Below are 19,787 nucleotides of genomic sequence, written 5' to 3'. Positions count from 1 at the left end.
TTCAGTGCTTTCCGATCAACGGTTGGCCTGCTTGTAGGCAAGCCCGGCGGCACAGACGGCGAAGGTCAGCGCCCAGAGCAGACTGGATTCCTGCGAAGCGTTCATCATGAAACGCTGCAGCAGGAACATGAAGGTCGCCGCGACCGCGGCATGCATGGCGACGAAGCCCCATTTCTTCACGGCCTCGTTCCCTCCGGTTGCGCGGAGATCACGCATCAGGTGCTCTCCTTCAGCGTGGTCGGTCCGGTGATCGGCGCCGAGAACTGGCGGCCGTTCTGCGGACCGGGCTTTGGCGGATTGCCGGAGGCAAAGCCGTCAAGCACCTTGCCAAAACTTTCCTTGGTCAGGTCCTCATAGGTGTCCTTGCCGATCAGAACCATCGGCGCGTTCACGCAGGCGCCCAGGCACTCCACCTCTTCCCAGCTGAAGTTGCCGTCCTTGGAGAGATGGAAGGGCTCGTGATGGATCCGGTGCTCGCAAACGTGGATCAGGTCCTCGGCGCCGCGCAGGCGGCACGGCGTGGTGCCGCAGACCTGGACGTGGGCCTTCTTGCCCACGGGTGCGAGCTGGAACATCGTGTAGAAGGTCGCGACCTCAAGCACGCGGATATAGGGCATGTCGAGCATGTCGGCGATGACGCGGATCGCGGCTTCCGAGACCCAGCCGTCGTGCTGTTCCTGCGCGCGCCAGAGGATCGCAATGACGGCGGAGGCCTGGCGTCCGGCCGGATATTTCGCGATCTGCTGCTTGGCGAACGCGAGGTTCTCCTCCGTGAACGCGAAGCTCGCGGGCTGGACTTCCTTCGGTGCTAATCGACGGACGGACATCTCTTATCTCTCACTGCATACGGCGCGTGGTCTTCGCATTCAGGTTCTTGGCATTCAGGGCTTCGATCCTGTCCTGCCAGAATGCGCTTGCGGTGCCGAAAACGTTGTAGCCGACGTGGGTCGAGACCTTGATGCGGTCGAGGATCGACAGCTCGGTCACGGTCTCCATCCGGTTGCTGCGCGGATCGAACACGATCAGCTTCAGCGGGGTCTGTTCGAGGATGTAGCGCGACACGGAATGAGAACGGTCGCTTCCGTGCTCCTCGCACATGATCACGCTGTCGGCCTCGAGCAGCCGGGCGCCTCCCTTGATCGCTTCGATCTCGACGCCTTCGACGTCGAGCTTGATCAGGAACCGGCCCGTGCCCGCGACCATGCCGTCGTCGATGAGGTTGTCGAGCGCGATGACAGGCACCTCCTCGCCGCCCGCCGACGCATCACCAGCGATGCTGAAGGCCTCGTGCTTGGTACCGGACAGCCGCGCGGTGCCGCGGGCCGCGCCGATCGCGCATTTCATGGTCTCGAAGCGGTTGCCGTTGACGCGCGCATTGTTGGCGAGTTTCGGATAGTTCTGCCCCGACGGCTCGATCGCAATCGCCTTGTGCGATCCGAACGGCTTGCTCGAGACCAGCACCGACCAGTAGCCGTAATTGGCGCCGCAATCGAGCAGCGTGTAGTCGACATCGACGGAGTCGGCGAACAGGATCTCGAGTTCGTCTTCGTAATTGTAGGAGCGGTTGAGCAGCTTGCTCCAGTAGCCGTCGCCATACGGGAATTCGAACACCGCGTCGGGATTTAGCCTGATCGCGATGTTGCGCTCCGGTAGCGTTTTCCGCAGCAGGTTCGCGCAGGCGATGTAGCCCATATGCGAGAAGTGCGACGAGATCTTCGATCCCGTCACCAGCGCCAAGGCAGCCGTCCGCTCCCACAGGTTGGCCCCTTCAAGGGCCCCCGAGGCACGGTCAAACTGGATTGGCGCCTGCGCCATCACCGATCGACCTCTCCGAACACGATGTCGAGCGAGCCCAGAATCGCCGAGACGTCGGCAAGCAGATGACCCCGGCAGATGTGATCCATCGCCTGGAGATGGGCAAAGCCCGGCGCGCGGATCTTGCACTTGTAGGGCTTGTTGGTGCCGTCAGACACGAGATAGACGCCAAACTCGCCCTTCGGCGCCTCGACCGCGGCGTACACTTCGCCGGCCGGCACGCGAACACCTTCGGTGTAGAGCTTGAAGTGATGGATCAGCGCTTCCATCGAGCGCTTCATCTCGCCACGACGCGGCGGAGCGACCTTGTTGTCCTCGACGACGACGGGCCCCTTCCCGTCCGGCGCGTTCAACTTCTGGATGCACTGCCTCATGATGCGCACGGACTGGCGCATCTCTTCCATGCGGATCAGATAGCGATCGTAGCAGTCACCGTTCTTGCCGATCGGAATGTCGAAATCCATTTCAGCGTAGCACTCATAGGGCTGCGACTTGCGCAGGTCCCAGGCCGCGCCCGAGCCGCGCACCATCACGCCCGAGAAGCCCCACTCCCAGGCTTCCTTCAGCGGCACCACGCCGATGTCGACGTTGCGCTGCTTGAAGATGCGGTTGGCGGTGAGCAGGCGATCGAGGTCATCGACCACCTTCAGGAACGGATCGCACCAGGCGTCGATATCGTCCACCAGCTTTTGCGGCAGGTCCTGATGCACGCCGCCGACGCGGAAGAAGGCCGCGTGCATACGGCTGCCCGAGGCGCGCTCGTAAAACACCATCAGCTTCTCGCGCTCTTCGAAGCCCCACAGCGGCGGGGTGAGCGCTCCGACGTCCATCGCCTGCGTGGTGACGTTGAGCAGATGCGACAGGATGCGGCCGATCTCGCAATAGAGCACACGGATGAGCTGGCCGCGGCGCGGCACCTCGATGCCGAGCAGCTTTTCCGCCGCAAGGCAGAAAGCGTGCTCCTGGTTCATCGGCGCGACGTAGTCGAGCCGATCGAAATACGGGATCGCCTGGAGATAGGTCTTCTGCTCGATCAGCTTCTCGGTGCCGCGGTGAAGAAGGCCGATATGCGGGTCGACACGGGCGACGATTTCGCCGTCCAATTCGAGCACAAGACGCAACACACCATGGGCCGCCGGATGCTGCGGTCCAAAATTAATGGTGAAGTTGCGGAGATTTTCAGGTTGCTCGTTCATGATCAAGCCTTCGGTCCCGCCTTCTCGTCACCGGGCAGCGGATAGTCCGCCCCTTCCCACGGCGAGAGGAAATCGAACTTGCGGAATTCCTGGTTGAGCCTGACAGGCTCGTACACCACCCGCTTCTCCTGGTCGTCGTAGCGGACCTCGACGAACCCGGTGGTCGGGAAATCCTTGCGCAGCGGATGCCCCTCGAAACCGTAGTCGGTGAGAAGGCGGCGCATGTCGGGATGACCGACGAAGAACACGCCATAGAGGTCGTAGGCCTCGCGCTCGAACCAGTCGGCGCCGGGGAACACGTCGATCAGAGACGGCACCTGCGTGGTCTCGTCGGCGGCAACGCGCAGCCGGATCCGCGTGTTCAGGGTCGGTGACATGAAATGATAGATCACGTCGAAGCGCTTTTCGCGCGAGGGGTAATCGACCGCAGTCACGTCGGTGATGTTGACGAAGCGGCAGTTCGGATCGTCGCGGAGGTACTTGACCACCTCGACGATCTTGCTGGCCTCGACATCAACCGTGAGTTGGTTGAAGGCCACCGAATGACCGGTGGCGGCGCCCGGAAGCGCGCTAACGATCGTTTGCCCAAGGGCGTCGAGCTTGCCGTCGTCCATGACGTAAAACCTTAGCGTTCGATGGTGCCGGTGCGCCGGATCTTCTTCTGAAGCAGCAGCACGCCATACAGCAGCGCTTCCGCCGTGGGCGGGCAGCCCGGCACATAGATGTCGATCGGCACGATGCGGTCGCAGCCGCGCACGACCGAGTACGAATAGTGATAGTAGCCTCCGCCATTGGCGCAGGAACCCATCGAGATGACGTAGCGCGGCTCGGGCATCTGGTCGTAGACCTTGCGCAGCGCCGGGGCCATCTTGTTTGTCAGCGTGCCCGCGACGATCATCACGTCAGACTGGCGCGGCGAGGCACGCGGCGCGAAGCCGAAGCGCTCGACGTCGTAGCGCGGCATCGACACCTGCATCATCTCGACCGCGCAGCAGGCGAGACCGAAGGTCATCCACATCAGCGAGCCGGTGCGCGCCCAGGTGATGAGATCGTCGGTCGCGGCCACGAAGAAGCCCTTGTCGGACAGCTCGGAATTGACCTCGAGGAAGAACGGATCATTGGCCCCGACCGGCTTGCCGGTCGACGGATCCAGAATGCCCCTGGGGGCCGGCGCAACAACCGGACCTGTGGACGATGCAGGGTTCAATCCCATTCCAGTGCCCCTTTCTTCCATTCATAGGCGAACCCGACCGTCAGCACGGCGAGGAACACCACCATGGACCAGAAGCCGGTCGCGCCAAGCTTGCCGAACGCCACCGCCCAGGGAAACAGGAACGCCACCTCGAGGTCGAAGATGATGAAGAGGATGGCGACCAGATAGAAGCGGACGTCGAACTTCATTCGGGCGTCATCGAAGGCGTTGAAACCGCACTCGTACGCCGACAGCTTTTCCGGGTCCGGCTGCTGGAACGCCACGATGAAGGGCGCGATCAGCAGCACGAGGCCAATAAGGCCCGCTACACCTATAAAGACGACGAGTGGAAGATAGTTCTGCAGAATGCCGCTCATTGACGAGCCCTTTTTCCCATAGCCTCGGGGTAGCCACGGATTCGTCCGATTTGGAATTATTCTGAGCCTTAGCGCAGTGCACCAATGGGCGCAAGACACGCTGTTTTCAGGCCTTTGCCGCTCCCCGAACGGTGAAAATCCCGGAATCACCCCGCGGCTGGTATGGAGCAGATCGCCAACCCCAGCAAGGGCGGCCACAGTATTGCAGGGCAGCCGTTCTGAGATTGCGGCGCACGGGCCGAGGCAGCTATTTGCCGCGCACCGCCCGTGAAAATTGCTCGGTTTTCGTAGTGCGGCAGCGCATCCAAACCCAGGCGACGACCAGCACGGGGGCCCCGACCGTCACCCAGGCGACATATTGGCCAATTGTTCCCCAGACCAGCGCAGCCAGCAGGCCGGCCATGGTCGCGGCCGCGATCACGATAGGTGCAGCAAAGACACGTATCCACAGGCGCGAGCGGTCAGAGGAGCCATGCGTCACGACGGGACCGGGGCTCGTCTGGCGAATGCGTCGGCACGGCCGGGCGCGCGCTTGCGCCGCCGCGCCAGCCAGAGGTAGAGGCCGCTTCCGATCACAACGATCGTGAGCAGGTCGAGCGCGGCCCAGATCACCTTCAGCGGCATCCCGCCATAGTCGCCGAAATGCAGCGGCTGCGAGATCAGCAGCGCCTGAAGATAAACCGGCAACGCCCGGCTGTCTGCGACCTCCCCGGTTTCGCCGTCGAGCAGGACCGGCTTGAGGAGCCGCGCCGTCAGCGCCGTGTCGCCGCGCATGAACGCGGCGAAGTGATGCGACGAGGTGAATGGCGTGCCCGGGAAAGCAATGAAGGCGACCTCCATGCCGGGAGCCGTCTGTCTGGCGCGCGCGACGACGTCATCGAGCGAGGCGAGATGCGACGGCGGCGGCTTGCCGGCATAGGGCGCGACCATGCTGGCGAGCTCGGTCGCCTTCCACTGGTTGAGCATCAGCTCGGCCCAGGTGTTGACGACGCCGGTCAGCCCGACCACTAGCGCCCAGGCCACCGTCACGACACCGATCAGATTGTGCCAGTCCAGCCAGCGCACGCGGCGCGCGGCGTGATCGCGGATGGTGGCAAAGCGCAGGCGGCGGGTGAACGGCCAGTACAGCACCACGCCGGAGACGATGGCGATGGCGAACAACAGGCCCATCCCGCCGAGGAACAGTTTCCCGGGCTGACCGGCGAACATGTCGGTATGCAGCTTGAGCATGATCAGCATCGGCCCGATGCCGACCGGTCCGAGCAGCTTGGTCGACACCGCATCGAAGGCACGCACGGTCGTATCGTCCGGCAGCCCGTCGACGGCGCTGTTGGTGAACGCGGTCACGATCCCGGGCTCGTCCTTGTCCCAGGAGATATATTGCAGCACCCGCCCGGGATCGGCGGCGAGCGCGGCGTCGGCGACGGCTTGCGTCGTCGCACGCACCGCGCCCGCATGAGCTTCGGGCTGGGGGGCATAGCCCAGGAGCTCATCGATCTCGTGGTGGAAGATCAGCGGCAGGCCGGTGAGGCAGAGCAGCAGCAGGAAGACGGTCGAGATCAGGCTGGTCCAGGTATGGACCACCGACCACAGCCTGACCGTGCGCGCCTTCACGAGGCCCTCCCCTCGCCTGTGCTTACCACTTGTAGGAGACGCTGGCGGTGACACGCCGGCGGTCGCCGTAGAAGCAGGACGTATCCGACGCGCAGCTCGCGACGTAGATCTTGTCGGTCAAATTGATCACGTTGATGGCCGTGCGCCAGTTCTGCCATTCGTAATGGACCGCGAGATCGCCGAGCACGACCGAGGGAACCTCGAGGGTGTTGGCAGCATCGGCCCAGGACGAGCCGACATAGCGGACGCCGCCGCCGAAACCAAATCCCGCAAGCGGTCCGTCCTTGAAGGTGTAGTCCGCCCAGCCGGAGATCAGCGTCTGAGGCGTGTTGGTCGGCGTCTTGCCGATCAGCGCCGGATCGAGGTCCTTGCTGGTGAAGAGATGATAGGCGGTGAAGGAGCCGATCAGCTTCAACTCCTTCGTGGCATTGGCCGCCGCTTCGATCTCGATACCGCGCGAGGTCACCTCGCCGGTCTGGGTTTGCAAGACCGGCACGATAACAGGCGCAGTCGTCGGTACATTTTGACGGACCAGATCGAAGGCTGAGACCGTGAAATATCCATCGAATCCCTTTGGCGCGACCTTCAGACCGATTTCGGCCTGCTTGCCGGTCTCCGGCAGGAACAATTGGTTCGTCGCATTGAGGCCGATGATCGGATTGTAGCTCGTCGCATAGGCCACGTAGGGCGCGATGCCATTGTCGAAATTGTAGATCAACCCGGCACGCCCGCTGAACTTGCTGTCGTCGCGCTGGCCGACGACGGCACCGGTGTCACGGGCGGCCTGCGTCGTCTCGACCCAATCATTGCGGCCGCTCAGCACCAGCGTGAAGTTGCCGAGCTTCATCTGGTCCTGGAGATAGGTGCCGGCCTGCTTCTGCGTGATGAGGTAGTTTCGGAAAGGAGTGCTCGGCAGCGGAACCTCGGCGCCCCCGTAGACGGGATTGAGGACGTTGATCGGGGGAACGCCGAACCCGAAGGCTTGATAATCGTCGATCTGGTAACCCTTCAGGTCGATCCCGAACAGCATGGTGTGCTTCACCGGACCGGTGTTGAAGCGATACTCCAGCTGGTTGTCGAGGTCGGCCTGGTTGGCGGTGTCCTTCGCATACCAATTGTAACGGCCGAGCATGGCCGTGTTGATGTCGGACCAGCCGGAACCGACGTAGCCGCGATAGGTCAGGTCGACATGCGCAAAGCGCGCGTTCTGCCGGAATGTCAGGTCGTCCGTAAGATTGCGCTCGAACAGATAGCCGAGCATCTCCTGCTCGCGCGTGAACTTGTCGACGCTTGGATCCCCGGCGAAGAAACTGGTGGGGATCTTGCCGAACGGCGCGTTGGTCACCGTGCCCCGGTAAGGCAGGAAGTTGATGCCGCGGGTGTCCTGCTTCGACGCCGATGCAAGGACCGTGAAGGTCGTGTCGGCATCCGGCCTCCAGGTGAAGGACGGCGCGATAAAGTAGTTGTTGTCGGGCGTGAAGTTGACCTGCGTGCCGCCGTTCTGCACCTCGCCGACGACGCGGTAGAACAGCTTGCCGTTCTCGGGCTGTGTCGCGACCGGCCCGCCGACATCGAAGCCGACATAGGCGTTGCCGAAATTGTTGACGCCGGTCTCGATGTAGCGGATCGGTTCGACCGGCGGCATCTTGCTGATGACGTTGACGATGCCGCTCGGGCTCGATCCGCCATAGAGCACAGCCGACGGACCACGCAGCACTTCGACCCGCTCCATATTGAATGGCTGAAGCTTCCAGCTCGCATAGGCCGTGTAGTAAAGCTGCATGCCGTCGAGGAACAGTCCGATGTCGTCGGACTTGAAGCCGCGGATCAGCCACCAGTCGTTGCGCGTATCCGCGCCGAAGGTTCCGGCGCGCACGCCGGCGGTGTAGCGCAGCACCTCATCGAGCTTGTTCGGCTTCTGGTCGCGGATCTGCTCCGCGCCGATCACCGACACCGACTGTGGCGTCTCCATGATCGGCGTGTTGGTCTTGGTGCCCGAGGAACTGCGCTTGGCGACGTAGCCGTTGACCGGACCGAGCGGCGTCTCGACGAAGCCGACGTCGCGCTGCGGCTGCGGTTTACGGCTGGCGGCGGTCTGCACCGACGACCGCGGCGCGCGGCGCTGAGGAATCGCGGCAGCGCGGCGGCGCGCTTCCGGCGCAGCGACGGTCACCGACGGAATGTTCTGCGCGCCGGATTGCGCGGATGACTGTGCGAGCGATGCCTGCGGCACGAATACAAAAGCGGACGCGGTCGCCAATACGGCCGACCGCAGCATACGAAGACTGTTCAACGCGCCACCCCAAGAAGTCTATTTGCTGCGTCATGCCGTCGTTCCCCGTGCGGCATGCGTTGCGGTGACGCTTATGTGAGGGCGGGCGAATTCCCTAATTGAATGCATCTTAGAAGGACTCTTAGAGAGCCTCTTGGAAGCGATCCAATATCTCCGGAGATAGCCTGGAGATCAGCGCTGGACTTTCTCGGCTTCGAGCATCTTCTCGGCCGCCGCCGTGAGGCGATCGATCTGCGCCAGCAGCGTCTCGAATTCGTCCTTGCTCAATTGTTCCAGCAATTGCCGATTGCGCTGCTGCGCGCCGGCGACGATCGCATCATGCGCGGCGAGCCCAGCCGCGGTCAGCGACACCAGCACCTCGCGGCTGTCCTTCGGGTTCGCCGATTTCGCGATCAGCTTGCGCGAGACAAGTTCCGCGAGCGCGCGGCTGATCTGACCCTTATCCTGGCCGACGGATTCGGCGAGCCGCGCCACGCTCATCGGCGGTCGGCGGCCGAGCGAAGCGACGAGGCCGAACTCGACCGAGGACAATCCGGCGAGGCGCTTGTAGCGCAGGATGGCGCCGCGCTTGAGCAGGTTGGCCAGCACCATCAGCCGCGACGACAGCATCACGGTAATCGGCGCCGGCGAGTGACTGTCGTCCGCGTCGGACGACGTGCGCCCGCCCCTGCTCGATGTCTGGCTCATGGTCCACCTGTGCCAAGAAAGCCGGGGCGCGCCAAGTTCGAGCCTCGCAACCTCCCCAACCTCATCCAAATGCTAATATAGGAGGCATTTTGGAATATCGCTGACATTGTCATCGAATTATTTTTCATTAGGATACGGCAGACGGTGGCGAAGCCGAGCATGCGGGCGCTGGCGTCCGCGCTCATCGCGCTGACCGCGACCTGCTTCGGCCAGGGCGTCGGCCCGCTTGCGGTCGGCGTGGTCAACGACGCCCTGAGGGGCAGCTATGGCACTGACGCCGTCCGCTATTCCCTGCTCTCGGCGGCGATCACGACCACACTGGGAGCCCTCCTGTTCGTCTGGGCCGCCCGATCCGGGACGACACGGGCCGGGCCGCCGCCTGAGGCCGGCTCCCCGGCCCTGCCGCCCGGCGAAACCTGTCAGGCGGGAGATGAAACCATTTTGCGGAACCCGCGAAACGATCCCGAAACAGATCGCCCTTAGAAGAAGAGCCCATAAACGGCGGCAAAGCCCGTCGGGAGGCTCAGATGAACCATTCAATTCATTCCGTTGATCGTGCGACCCACCTGAAGATCGTGGTGGTGGCACTGGTTGCCGGCATCATCGTGGCCGGCTTCGGGATCGCAGCGCGCAGCGCCAATTTCAGCCAGACCGCCCAGTCGACTCACGTCATCAAGGCTGGCAAGCCGGTGGTGATCACGAGCGCGGGCTCGTCCGAGATTCGCTGACAACCAAAAAGGTCCGATTTGACACCAAACGACCGCCTACGGGCGGTCTTTTGATTCAAGGCGCGCACGAGAGTGCCCCGCCAAGCCGTTGATTTTAAAGAGATCGAGGGGTGCATCCGCCATGAAATGGCGCGAGAGACGGGGCTCGAACCCGCGACCTCCGGCGTGACAGGCCGGCGCTCTAACCAACTGAGCTACTCCCGCGTGACGCGTAGATGTCTGCGGAACGAGGGGGGACTTAAAGGCCGGACCAAGTGAAGTCAAGGACGTTGGTATCCATATCTGGAATACTCCCCGCCTCGCGTCGGTCGCGCGCGCGAACGGGCTCCTCCAGCCCCGCGGCGTAGTCGGTTCGGTCGCGAATCGTCTACGCCTTCCGTAACTTGCGTGGTTCCGAGGCCCTCGCCCCGTGACCCCGGCAAGAATCGAGGAGGCCAGACATGGCGAAGAAGTCAGCCGCTCCCGCCACCATCACGCTCAAGCACCTCGCCGCTGATATCGCGGAGAGCCAGGACCTCTCGAAAAAGCACGCCGAAGCCGTGCTCACCGACATGGTCGACCTGATCACCAAGCACCTGAAGAAGGGCGACCGCGTCCGCATCGTCGGGCTCGGCATTCTCCAGGTCCGCAAGCGCGCCGCCCGCACCGGCCGCAATCCCGCAACCGGCGAGCCGATCCACATCAAGGCCAGCAAGAAGGTCGGCTTCCGTCCGGTCAAGGAACTCAAGGAAGCGATCTGAAGCTACCTTTCGTTAAGCCTGATCCGGCCTCGTCCGGCCGCAACGCGGCCCGCTTTTCTGATATACCGCCTGCTTCCCCTCACCCGGCGGTTTGACCAGAAATGTCCTCCCTCACCTTTTCGCATACCGTGACCGAGCGCTTCCTGCGCTACGTCACCATCGACACCCAGTCCGATCCGGAATCCCCGGCCTCGCCCTCGACCGAGAAGCAGAAGGATCTCGGCCGCGTGCTCGTCACCGAGCTGAAGGCCATGGGCGTCGCCGACGCGCATCTCGATGACTACGGCTATGTCTATGCGACGATCCCGGCGAACACCGACAAGAAGGTGCCGGTGATCTGCTTCTGCTCGCACATGGACACCTCGCCCGACGTCACCGGCAAGGACGTCAAGCCGCAAGTCGTGAAGAACTATCGCGGCGGCGACATCACGCTGCCGGGCGATCACAGCCAGGTGATCCGCTTCGCCGAGCACCCCGCGCTGAAGAACCAGATCGGCAACGACATCGTCACCACCGACGGCACCACGCTGCTCGGCGCCGACAACAAGGCCGGCGTCGCCGAGATCATGGATGCCGCGCATTTCTTCATCAACAATCCCGATGTGAAGCACGGCACCATCAAGATCCTGTTCACGCCCGACGAGGAGATCGGCCGCGGCGTCGACAATGTCGATCTGAAGAAGCTTGGCGCCGATTTCGGCTACACCATGGATGGCGAGAGCGCGGGCAGCGTCGAGGACGAGACGTTCTCCGCCGACGGCGCGACCATCACCATCAACGGCGTCAGTGTCCATCCCGGCTATGCCAAGGGCAAGATGGAGCACGCGATCAAGATCGCAGCCGCCATCGTCGAGCGCCTGCCCAAGGAAGGCTGCTCGCCGGAAACGACCTCGGGCAAGCAGGGCTTCCTGCATCCGATCGGCATCGACGGCGCGCTGGAGCAGGCGACGCTCTCCTTCATCGTGCGCGACTTCACCGAGGAAGGGCTGAAGGAGAAGGAGGCCCTGCTCGAGGGCGTCGTCAAGGACGTGATGAAGGACTATCCGCGCTCGACCTACAAGTTCGAGGTGAAGGAGCAGTACCGCAACATGAAGCAGGTGATCGATCGTCACCCGCACATCCTCGAATACGCCATCGAGGCGATCCGCCGGGCCGGGCTGCGTCCGATGCGCACCGCGATCCGCGGTGGCACCGACGGCTCGCGCCTGTCCTTCATGGGCCTGCCCTGCCCCAACATCTTTGCCGGCGAGCACGCGTTCCACTCGCGCCTCGAATGGGTCAGCCGGCAGGACATGGAGAAGGCCGCGCAGACCATCGTGCATCTCGCGATGATCTGGGAGGAAAAAGCGTAGCCTCTCGGCACAACAATGGCCGGGCGTGCTCCCGGCCATCATGGTCCCATCCTCCTCAAACGCTCCCGGTCGCTAATGAGGGACCTGACGAATGTTCCTAATTTCGCCAGCCGACGGGAACGAACCAGCAAGATGCGGGTTGTCCGCACAAGTCCCAAAGGATGAAGATTGTGAGCACAGAAGGCCTCTGCCGGTGAGCCCCGGGCTGGGGCCTTCCCGTTTTTGAGACTTCCTGTCCTATGTTAACGACGCCGGCGCCGGGCTCATCAAACATGCGATCGGGGCGGAACCTCGAGATCGGGAGCACCGCGTGGACCGCAGAACGGCGTGCCTGCATCAGGCCAATGCATTCCGGGAGAAGGCCATCGCCGATCCCGAGCACCACGACCAATGGATCGATGAAGCCATCAAATGGCTGGAGCAGGCCATGGAAGCGAGTTGTCGTGCCGCCATCACGGTGGAAGCCGACGACACGCACCATGTTCGCGCAGCGGCAACTGACACCTTCGCCTCACATCCGCGCGTGATTACTCGCCAATGAGAAGCACTCACAACGCACTCGCTACTGCGGCGATTAATCCAGGGACGTAACAATGTTGCGGGTCGACACTGTTCCCGCCGCCATGCTAGGCCGAGCGCAGACCGCAACGAGAGTGAAATCGTGCTCGCCTGCCGCCAGCCCTCAGGATTTAGCCGCCCGCGCAACTGGCGTGCGCTGCTGTCTGTCCTGATAGCAGCCGTCTATCTGCTTGCGGGCGCGCTGCACGGCCTGCACGACATCGACGTCACCACGCCCGCCGGCGGCCCGGAGATCGCTGCGGTCCTCGATGGCTCCAGTGACCACAGCGATCACAAGGCCCTCGGCGGCCATCATTGCCATGGCTGCTTCTCGGTGACGATGGCGCAGCCGGCGCCGTCGGCCGCATCGATCGCGCTTGCGTCTACCTCGCACCCGCAGCCCGAGTCCCGCCTCGTGGGTATCGTCCCAGACACCGACTCCCCGCCTCCCAAGCATCTGAGCTGAACGGATCAGCCGGACGCTGCGCGCGCCCATCGAATCTCCCTCACAGGTCCTATTCATGTTTTGCAGGCGAACGGCCGCGCGCATGGCGTGCGCGACGGCTATTCTCATCAGCCCATTCCTGGTGCTGCCTTCCGACGCCCAGACCTTGACCATGCGCGCGGCGCTCTCGCGCGCGCTCGCCGCAAGCCCGCGCCTGACCGCGGCGCAGCGCGACGTCGGCATTGCCACGGGCCAGCGCATCCAGGCAGGAGCCCTCCTCAATCCGGAACTGTCCTATGAACAGGACAATTCGTTCGGCTCCGGCATCTATCGCGGCACCAAATCAGCCGAGACCACGCTTCAGATCAGCCAGGCCTTCGAACTGTTCGGCAAGCGCGATGCGCGGATCGCAGCCGGCGCGGCCGGCGTCGAGGTCGCTGCGATCCAGCGCAAGGCTGTCAGGTTAGAGGTGCTGTCGGAGACCGCGATCGCCTTTCTCAGCGTGCTCGGGGCGCAGAGGCGGATCCAGATCCTCGACGAGCAGATCACCGCGATCGACCGGCTGACGCCGCTCCTGCGCCGCCGCGTCGAGGCCGGCGCCTCCTCACCGGCCGAGACCGGCCGCGCTGAAGTCGCCTCCGCCCTGGTGAAGGCCGACCGCGAGCGCTTGAAGGCCACGCTCGCCAGCGCCCGCCGCGAGCTTGCGGTTCTGATGGGCGATCCCGCGGCGAAGTTCGGTGAGGTCTCCGGTCGGCTGGACACCATGGGACGGCCCCCCTCGTTCCAGTCGGTCGTTGCCGCCATCGATGCCAATCCGCAGCTGGTGCGCTGGACCGCGGTTTATGCGCAGCGAAATTCAGAACTATTGCTGGCTCGGCTCAGGCCTTATCCCGACGTGCGGATCGCCGCGGGCTGGCGCCATTTCAACGAGACCAATGACGATGCGGTACGCCTGACCGTTTCGGTGCCGATCCCAGTGTTCGACCAGAACCAGGGCAACATCCTGTCGGCGCAGGAAAGCCTCGCCAAGACCAAAGCCGAGCGCGAAGCCAACCGCAACACGCTGATCGTGATCGCCGGCCGCGCCTATGACTCGCTTCAGGGCTCGCTGCGCGAGCTCGCCGTGTTGCGCGAGACCGCGATTCCCAAGGCGACCGAAGCTGCGGAGGCGATCTCGCAGGGCTACGGCCAGGGCCGCTTCACCCTGCTCGAAGTGCTCGACGCCCAGGCGAGCGTTGCCCAGGCGCGGCTGCGCGAGCAGGAGGCGCTGCAGAATTTCCACGCCGGCGTCGCGACCATTGAAGGCCTCGTCGGCAATCCCTTTGCGCTGGCCCGGGAGAGCGCACGATGAAGACATCCTCCACCATCCTCGTCGCCGTCGTAGCCGCCGCGCTGGGCGCCTGGGGCTATTCCCTGCTCACCCCGGCCAAGGTTGCGCCCACCGAACATGCCGCGGACAACAAGCCGGAGAAGCCGAACGACCATGTCGAGCAGGACGAGCACGGCGCAGACCGCATCCGCATCTCCGACGTCAAGCTCGCGGCCGCCGGCGTGACACTGGCGGAGGCCGCGGGCGCCACGCTGACCGATACGCTCGCCTTCAACGGCATCCTGCGCGCCAACCAGGAAGCCGTCGTGCAGGTGACGCCGCGCTTTCCGGGCGTCGCCAAATCGATCCTGAAGCGCATCGGCGACAAGGTCGCCAAGGACGACCTGCTCGCCACGATCGAGAGCAACCAGAGCCTTACCGTCTACGAGCTCAGGGCGCCCATTGCCGGCACCATCATCGAGCGGCAGATCTCGCTCGGCGAATACGCCTCCGAACAGAAGCCGGCCTTCGTCGTCGCCGACCTCTCCACCATCTGGGTCGATCTGTCGATCTACCGGCAGGACCTCCGGCGCGTTCGCCTCAACGACGAAGTGCTGATCGATCCCGACGACGGCCGCGGCGAGATCAAGGGCACGATCACCTACATGGCGCCGATCGGCAGCAGCGAGACCCAGACGGCGCTCGCGCGCGTTGTGCTGCAAAATCCGGAAGGCCGGCTCCGGCCCGGCCTGTTCGTCACGGCGCGGCTGATCCTCGCTGCCCGCAACGTCGCGGTCGCCGTGCGCCGAAGCGCGATCCAGACGCTGGAGAACCGGACCATCGTGTTCGTCCGCGAGGACGGCGACAAGATCGAGGCGCGCCCCGTGGAAACAGGCGATTCCGATCCGAAGTTCGTCGAAATCCGCGCCGGCCTTTCCATCGGCGAGCGCTATGTCGCCGAGAACAGCTTTGTCGTGAAGGCGGAGATGGGCAAGGGAGAGGCCGACCATGATTGACGCCCTGCTCACCTTCTCGGTCCGCCAGCGCTGGCTGGTGGTTCTGATCGCACTTGCCGCCGGCGCCTTCGGCGCCTGGAATTTCACGCGCCTGCCGATCGACGCGGTCCCTGATGTCACCAACGTTCAGGTCCAGATCAACACGCGCGCGCCGGGCCTGTCGCCGCTCGAAGCCGAGCAGCGCATCACCTTCCCGATCGAGACCGCGATGGGGGGGCCTGCCGAAGCTCGACTACACCCGCTCGATCTCGCGCTATGGCCTGAGCCAGGTCACCGTCGTGTTCCAGGACGGCACCGACATCTATTTCGCGCGACAGTTGGTCAACGAGCGCATCCAGCAGGCGAAAGACCAGCTTCCGGCCGGCACCGAGGTTGCGATGGGGCCGATCTCGACCGGACTCGGCGAAATCTATGTCTACTCCGTCGAGGCCAGGGCCGGCGCGAAATCGCCCGCAGGCGCCGAGTTCACGCCGACGGAGCTGCGCACCATCCAGGATTGGATCATCAAGCCGCAACTGCGCACCATTCCCGGCGTCATCGAGGTCAACTCGATCGGCGGTTATGAGCGGCAATTCCACGTACTGCCGATCCCCGGCCGGCTGATGGCCTACCGTCTCGGCTTCCGCGACATCATGACGGCGCTCGCCGCCAACAACGCCAATGTCGGCGCCGGCTATATCGAGCGCAACGGCGAGCAATATCTGGTCCGCACCCCCGGCCAGGTCGCTGATATCGCCGAGATCCGCGACATCGTGATCGGCTCGCGCGGCGGCGTGCCCGTGCGCATCGGCGACGTCGCCGAGGTCCAGGAGGGCCAGGACCTGCGCACCGGCGCGGCGACGGCGAACGGCAGCGAGACCGTGCTCGGCACCGCCATGCTGCTCATCGGCGAGAACAGCCGCACCGTGGCCCAGCGCGTGTCGGCGCGCCTCAAGGATATCGCAAAATCGCTGCCCGACGGTGTGATCGCGCGCGCGGTCTACGACCGCACGCATCTGGTCGAAGCGACCATCCAGACCGTCGAGAAGAACCTCGTCGAGGGCGCGGCGCTGGTGATCGCGGTGCTGTTCCTGATCCTCGGCAATATCCGCGCCGCACTGATCACCGCCTGCGTCATCCCGCTGTCGATGCTGTTCGCGATAACGGGCATGGTCGAGAGCAAGGTCAGCGCCAATTTGATGAGTCTCGGCGCAATCGACTTTGGCATCATCGTCGACGGCGCGGTCATCATCGTCGAGAACTGCCTGCGGCTCCTCGCCGTGGCGCAGCACAGGCGCGGCCGGCTTCTGACACTGGACGAACGCCTCCAGACGGTCCGCGACGGCAGCAGCGAGGTCATCAAGCCGAGCCTGTTCGGCACGCTGATCATTGCCGTGGTCTATCTGCCGGTTCTCACCCTGACCGGAACCGAGGGCAAGATGTTCACGCCGATGGCGCTGACCGTGCTGATGGCGCTCGCGGGCGCGGCGCTGCTGTCGGTCACCTTCGTTCCGGCCGCTATCGCGATTTTCGTCACCGGAAAGGTCTCGGAGAAGGAGAACGTCTTTATGCGGGCGGCCATGCGGTTCTATGTTCCGCTGCTCGACCGTACCATCCGATATCGCCGCAGCGTCGCGCTCAGTGCCGTGCTGATCGTCGCCGGCAGCCTGTTTGCCGCAACGCGGATGGGCGGCGAGTTCATTCCGAGCCTCGACGAGGGCGACATCACCATCGAGACCATCCGGATTCCCGGCACCAGCCTGACCCAGAGCGTCGACATGCAGATCCGTCTGGAGAAGGCGGTCAAGCAGGTGCCGGAGGTGGCGACCATCTTCTCCAAAATCGGCACCGCCGAGATCGCCAACGACCCGATGCCGCCGAACGTCGCCGACACCTATGTCACGCTGAAGCCGCGCTACGAATGGCCCGATCCCGCCAAGCCGAAGGACGAGGTGGTCGCCGAGCTCGAACGCGCCGCCAACACCCTGCCAGGCTCCGCCTATAGCATGACCCAGCCGATCCAGATGCGCTTCAACGAACTCATCGCCGGCATCCGCAGCGACGTCGGCGTCAAGATCTTTGGCGACGATCTCGACGTGCTCGCGGGAATCGCCCAGCAGGTCAACGGCGTGATCCGTGGCATCGAGGGCGCGGCCGACGTGAAGACAGAGCAGATCGCGGGCCTGCCGATCCTCACCGTCAAGCTCGACCGCCAGGCGCTGTCGCGCTACGGCCTCAGTCTCAGCGAGGTGCAAAGCCTCGTCGAGATCGCGGTTGGCGGCAAGCCGGTCGGAAAGCTGTTCGAGGGCGATCGCCGCTTCGACATCGTGGTCCGCCTGCCCGAAAGCCTGCGGGCCGATCCGGACGCGATCAAATCGCTGCCGATCCCGCTGCCGCCGGGCGAGGACATGGCGGCCATTACGAAAACCGCGTGGCCGGGTGGAAGTACGGCGCTGCGCTACGTGCCCCTCTCCTCCGTTGCAGCGATCGAGATTGCGCCGGGGCCGAACCAGATCAGCCGCGAGAACGGCAAGCGCCGGGTTGTGGTGATGGCCAACGTCAGGGGGCGCGATTTGCGGTCCTTCGTCGCCGAGGCCGAAGCGGCGGTTGCCGAGAAGATCAAGCTGCCGCCGGGCTACTGGATCGGCTGGGGCGGACAGTTCGAGCAACTGGTCTCGGCCACCAAGCGGCTGACGATTGTCGTGCCGGTCGCGCTGTTGCTGGTGTTCGTGCTGCTGTTCATGGGCATGGGATCGGCGGCGGATGCGGCCCTCGTGTTCTCCGGCGTGCCGCTGGCATTGACCGGCGGCGTCGCGGCGCTCTTGCTGCGCGGCATTCCGCTGTCGATCAGCGCCGGCGTCGGCTTCATCGCGCTGTCGGGCGTCGCCGTGCTCAACGGCCTCGTCATCATCGCCTTCATCGAGCGGCTGCGCAGCGAGGGCCGCCCCATTGCGGATGCCGTGCGCGAGGGCGCACTGACCCGCCTGCGTCCAGTGCTGATGACCGCGCTGGTCGCCTCCCTCGGCTTCGTGCCGATGGCGCTGGCGACCGGCGCCGGCGCCGAAGTGCAGCGGCCGCTTGCCACCGTGGTGATCGGCGGCATCATCTCCTCGACCGTGCTGACGCTCCTGGTGCTGCCGGCGCTCTATGTGCTGTTCCGTCGTGACGCAGCAAGCGAAACGCCTACAATGGCGCCTGATTTGGCAACTTCCGAGGGGCGATAGACGTGGGCAACCACGACCATCACGGTCATCACCAACATGACCGTAGCGGGCACGACAATGGTCATGGTCATGACCACAGTCATGCTCATGGCCATGATCATGGTCTTGGCAACGCGCATGTCCATGCGCCCGCCAATTTCGGCAAAGCATTCGCGATCGGCATTACGCTCAACACGGCGCTGGTCGTGGCCGAAGCGGTCTATGGCTATATCGGCAACTCCACCGCCCTGCTCGCGGACGCCGGCCACAATCTCGGCGATGTGCTCGGCCTGGTCGTGGCCTGGGGCGCCTCGGTCGCAGCCCGGCGGGCGCCGAGCGGTCGCTTCACCTACGGCCTGCGCGCCTCCACCATCCTGGCGGCGCTCGCGAACGCGGTGTTCCTGCTGGTCGCGACCGGCGCGATCGGCTGGGAGGCGATCCTGCGCCTGCGCGAGCCAGAGCCGATCGCGGGTGTGACCGTGATGGTGGTCGCCGGCATCGGCATCCTCATCAACGGTTTCACCGCCATGCTGTTCGCGAGCGGACGCAAGGACGACATCAACATCGAAGGCGCCTATCTGCACATGGCCGCCGACGCCGCGGTCTCGCTCGGCGTCGTCGTCTCGGCCGCGCTGATCATCTGGACCGGCTGGCTCTGGCTCGATCCCGTGACCGGCCTCGTCATCTGCGCCGCCATCCTCTGGAGCACGACCAGCCTGCTCCGCAGCTCCATCGACATGTCGATGGCGGCAGCGCCAAGGGGCACCGACCTCGCCGCGATCAGGGCGTTCCTGCTGGCACGGCCGGGTGTCGCTGCGATCCACGATCTCCACGTCTGGCCGATCTCGACCACCGAGACGGCGCTGACCTGCCATCTCGTCATGCCCGCTGGCGCGGTCGATGCGTTCCTGATGGAGACGGCGCAGCTGCTCAAGACGTCATTCCGCATCGGCCACACCACCCTTCAGGTCGAGACGCATCCCGACAATGGATGCGCGCTGGCGCCGGATGATGTGGTTTAGACGAGCTACGTGGCGGCTCCAATCTCCGGTGTCGTCCCGGACAAGCGCAGCGAAGCGGAGCGCTGATCCGGGACCCATAACCACAGGGAGTAGTTTTGCGAAGACTCGGAGTTGGCAGCACGCGCCACCACTCCTCCCTGTGGTTGATGGGGTGGACGGCCCCCTACGGCATCAGTGTGCCAGAATGAGGTTGTCAGAAACTCATTCACAGGAGCCGTCCGTGAGCCAGATTATCCGCATTGGGATGGATACGTCGAAGTA

At 64.4% G+C, this 19,787-nt stretch carries 20 protein-coding genes, 1 tRNA gene and 1 pseudogene; 10 read left to right on the top strand and 12 right to left on the bottom strand.

The features are described 5' to 3' along the window. Positions 1-15: 15 nt before the first annotated feature. From AC630_RS30685 to AC630_RS30640, 11 genes are all read right to left on the bottom strand, one after another. The gene (locus tag AC630_RS30685; RefSeq protein WP_074122215.1) at positions 16-216 is read right to left on the bottom strand and encodes a hypothetical protein; all 201 of its coding nucleotides are present in this window, start codon (positions 214-216) and stop codon (positions 16-18) included. Further along, a complete protein-coding gene (nuoE, locus tag AC630_RS30680; RefSeq protein WP_018320144.1) occupies positions 216-827 on the bottom strand; it encodes an NADH-quinone oxidoreductase subunit NuoE in 612 nt (203 codons plus the stop codon). The genes AC630_RS30685 and nuoE overlap by 1 nt, the downstream gene beginning before the upstream one ends. Positions 828-837: 10 nt before the next feature. Then, a complete protein-coding gene (locus tag AC630_RS30675) occupies positions 838-1,815 on the bottom strand; it encodes an FkbM family methyltransferase (protein WP_074122214.1) in 978 nt (325 codons plus the stop codon). Further along, entirely contained in the window at positions 1,815-3,011 is a 1,197-nt protein-coding gene (locus tag AC630_RS30670) for an NADH-quinone oxidoreductase subunit D (RefSeq protein WP_074122213.1), read from the bottom strand. Before AC630_RS30670 ends, AC630_RS30675 begins: the two co-directional genes overlap by 1 nt. Positions 3,012-3,013: 2 nt before the next feature. Beyond that, positions 3,014-3,625, bottom strand: coding sequence for an NADH-quinone oxidoreductase subunit C (locus AC630_RS30665; RefSeq protein ID WP_074122212.1), 612 nt, complete (start codon positions 3,623-3,625; stop codon positions 3,014-3,016). 11 nt (positions 3,626-3,636) lie between these two features. Continuing rightward, positions 3,637-4,224, bottom strand: coding sequence for a NuoB/complex I 20 kDa subunit family protein (locus AC630_RS30660; protein WP_074122211.1), 588 nt, complete (start codon positions 4,222-4,224; stop codon positions 3,637-3,639). Continuing rightward, complete coding sequence (locus tag AC630_RS30655) at positions 4,215-4,580, bottom strand: NADH-quinone oxidoreductase subunit A (protein ID WP_008136158.1); 366 nt, start codon at positions 4,578-4,580, stop codon at positions 4,215-4,217. Before AC630_RS30655 ends, AC630_RS30660 begins: the two co-directional genes overlap by 10 nt. A gap of 247 nt (positions 4,581-4,827) precedes the next feature. Next, the gene (locus AC630_RS44440; protein ID WP_143198449.1) at positions 4,828-5,061 is read right to left on the bottom strand and encodes a hypothetical protein; all 234 of its coding nucleotides are present in this window, start codon (positions 5,059-5,061) and stop codon (positions 4,828-4,830) included. Further along, entirely contained in the window at positions 5,058-6,194 is a 1,137-nt protein-coding gene (locus AC630_RS30650; RefSeq protein ID WP_074122210.1) for a PepSY-associated TM helix domain-containing protein, read from the bottom strand. Before AC630_RS30650 ends, AC630_RS44440 begins: the two co-directional genes overlap by 4 nt. Before the next feature lie 22 nt (positions 6,195-6,216). Continuing rightward, positions 6,217-8,472 carry a TonB-dependent siderophore receptor gene (locus AC630_RS30645; protein ID WP_074122209.1) on the bottom strand — a complete coding sequence of 752 codons (2,256 nt, stop codon included), beginning with the start codon at positions 8,470-8,472 and terminating at the stop codon, positions 6,217-6,219. A gap of 186 nt (positions 8,473-8,658) precedes the next feature. Continuing rightward, entirely contained in the window at positions 8,659-9,174 is a 516-nt protein-coding gene (locus AC630_RS30640; protein WP_074122208.1) for a MarR family winged helix-turn-helix transcriptional regulator, read from the bottom strand. A gap of 144 nt (positions 9,175-9,318) precedes the next feature. Here AC630_RS30640 and AC630_RS30635 point away from each other — a divergent pair, with 144 nt between their 5' ends. Continuing rightward, on the top strand, positions 9,319-9,657 hold the full coding sequence (locus AC630_RS30635; protein WP_245330566.1) for a hypothetical protein: 339 nt from the start codon (positions 9,319-9,321) through the stop codon (positions 9,655-9,657). A gap of 44 nt (positions 9,658-9,701) precedes the next feature. Next, on the top strand, positions 9,702-9,902 hold the full coding sequence (locus AC630_RS30630; RefSeq protein WP_074122207.1) for a hypothetical protein: 201 nt from the start codon (positions 9,702-9,704) through the stop codon (positions 9,900-9,902). A 127-nt stretch (positions 9,903-10,029) separates the two neighbouring features. Here the strand turns inward: AC630_RS30630 and AC630_RS30625 are convergent. Beyond that, a tRNA-Asp gene (locus tag AC630_RS30625) sits at positions 10,030-10,106 on the bottom strand. 236 nt (positions 10,107-10,342) lie between these two features. Here AC630_RS30625 and AC630_RS30620 point away from each other — a divergent pair. From AC630_RS30620 to AC630_RS30585, 8 genes and pseudogenes are all read left to right on the top strand, one after another. Continuing rightward, the gene (locus AC630_RS30620) at positions 10,343-10,642 is read left to right on the top strand and encodes an HU family DNA-binding protein (RefSeq protein ID WP_074122206.1); all 300 of its coding nucleotides are present in this window, start codon (positions 10,343-10,345) and stop codon (positions 10,640-10,642) included. Between the two features lie 101 nt (positions 10,643-10,743). Further along, positions 10,744-11,994, top strand: coding sequence for a peptidase T (pepT, locus tag AC630_RS30615; protein WP_074122205.1), 1,251 nt, complete (start codon positions 10,744-10,746; stop codon positions 11,992-11,994). 310 nt (positions 11,995-12,304) lie between these two features. After that, positions 12,305-12,535: a hypothetical protein gene (locus AC630_RS30610; protein WP_074122204.1), complete on the top strand. Its 231-nt coding sequence runs from the start codon at positions 12,305-12,307 to the stop codon at positions 12,533-12,535. A gap of 120 nt (positions 12,536-12,655) precedes the next feature. Further along, on the top strand, positions 12,656-13,018 hold the full coding sequence (locus AC630_RS30605) for a hypothetical protein (protein ID WP_074122203.1): 363 nt from the start codon (positions 12,656-12,658) through the stop codon (positions 13,016-13,018). Positions 13,019-13,073: 55 nt separating this feature from the next. Then, complete coding sequence (gene ihpA / locus AC630_RS30600; protein WP_074122202.1) at positions 13,074-14,348, top strand: divalent metal ion exporter subunit IhpA; 1,275 nt, start codon at positions 13,074-13,076, stop codon at positions 14,346-14,348. After that, entirely contained in the window at positions 14,345-15,322 is a 978-nt protein-coding gene (gene ihpB, locus AC630_RS30595; RefSeq protein ID WP_074122201.1) for a divalent metal ion exporter adaptor subunit IhpB, read from the top strand. Before ihpA ends, ihpB begins: the two co-directional genes overlap by 4 nt. Further along, positions 15,315-18,525 (top strand): annotated as a pseudogene (locus tag AC630_RS30590) (efflux RND transporter permease subunit). The gene ihpB and the pseudogene AC630_RS30590 overlap by 8 nt, the downstream one beginning before the upstream one ends. Before the next feature lie 2 nt (positions 18,526-18,527). Beyond that, positions 18,528-19,526 carry a cation diffusion facilitator family transporter gene (locus AC630_RS30585; protein ID WP_074122200.1) on the top strand — a complete coding sequence of 333 codons (999 nt, stop codon included), beginning with the start codon at positions 18,528-18,530 and terminating at the stop codon, positions 19,524-19,526. Positions 19,527-19,787 lie beyond the last annotated feature (261 nt).

It is taken from the genome of Bradyrhizobium sp. AS23.2 (assembly GCF_001908185.1).
Taxonomy (GTDB): Bacteria; Pseudomonadota; Alphaproteobacteria; order Rhizobiales; family Xanthobacteraceae; genus Bradyrhizobium.
The sequence above is the reverse complement of the archived record's forward strand: the minus strand, read 5'-3'. Positions and strand labels throughout refer to the sequence as shown.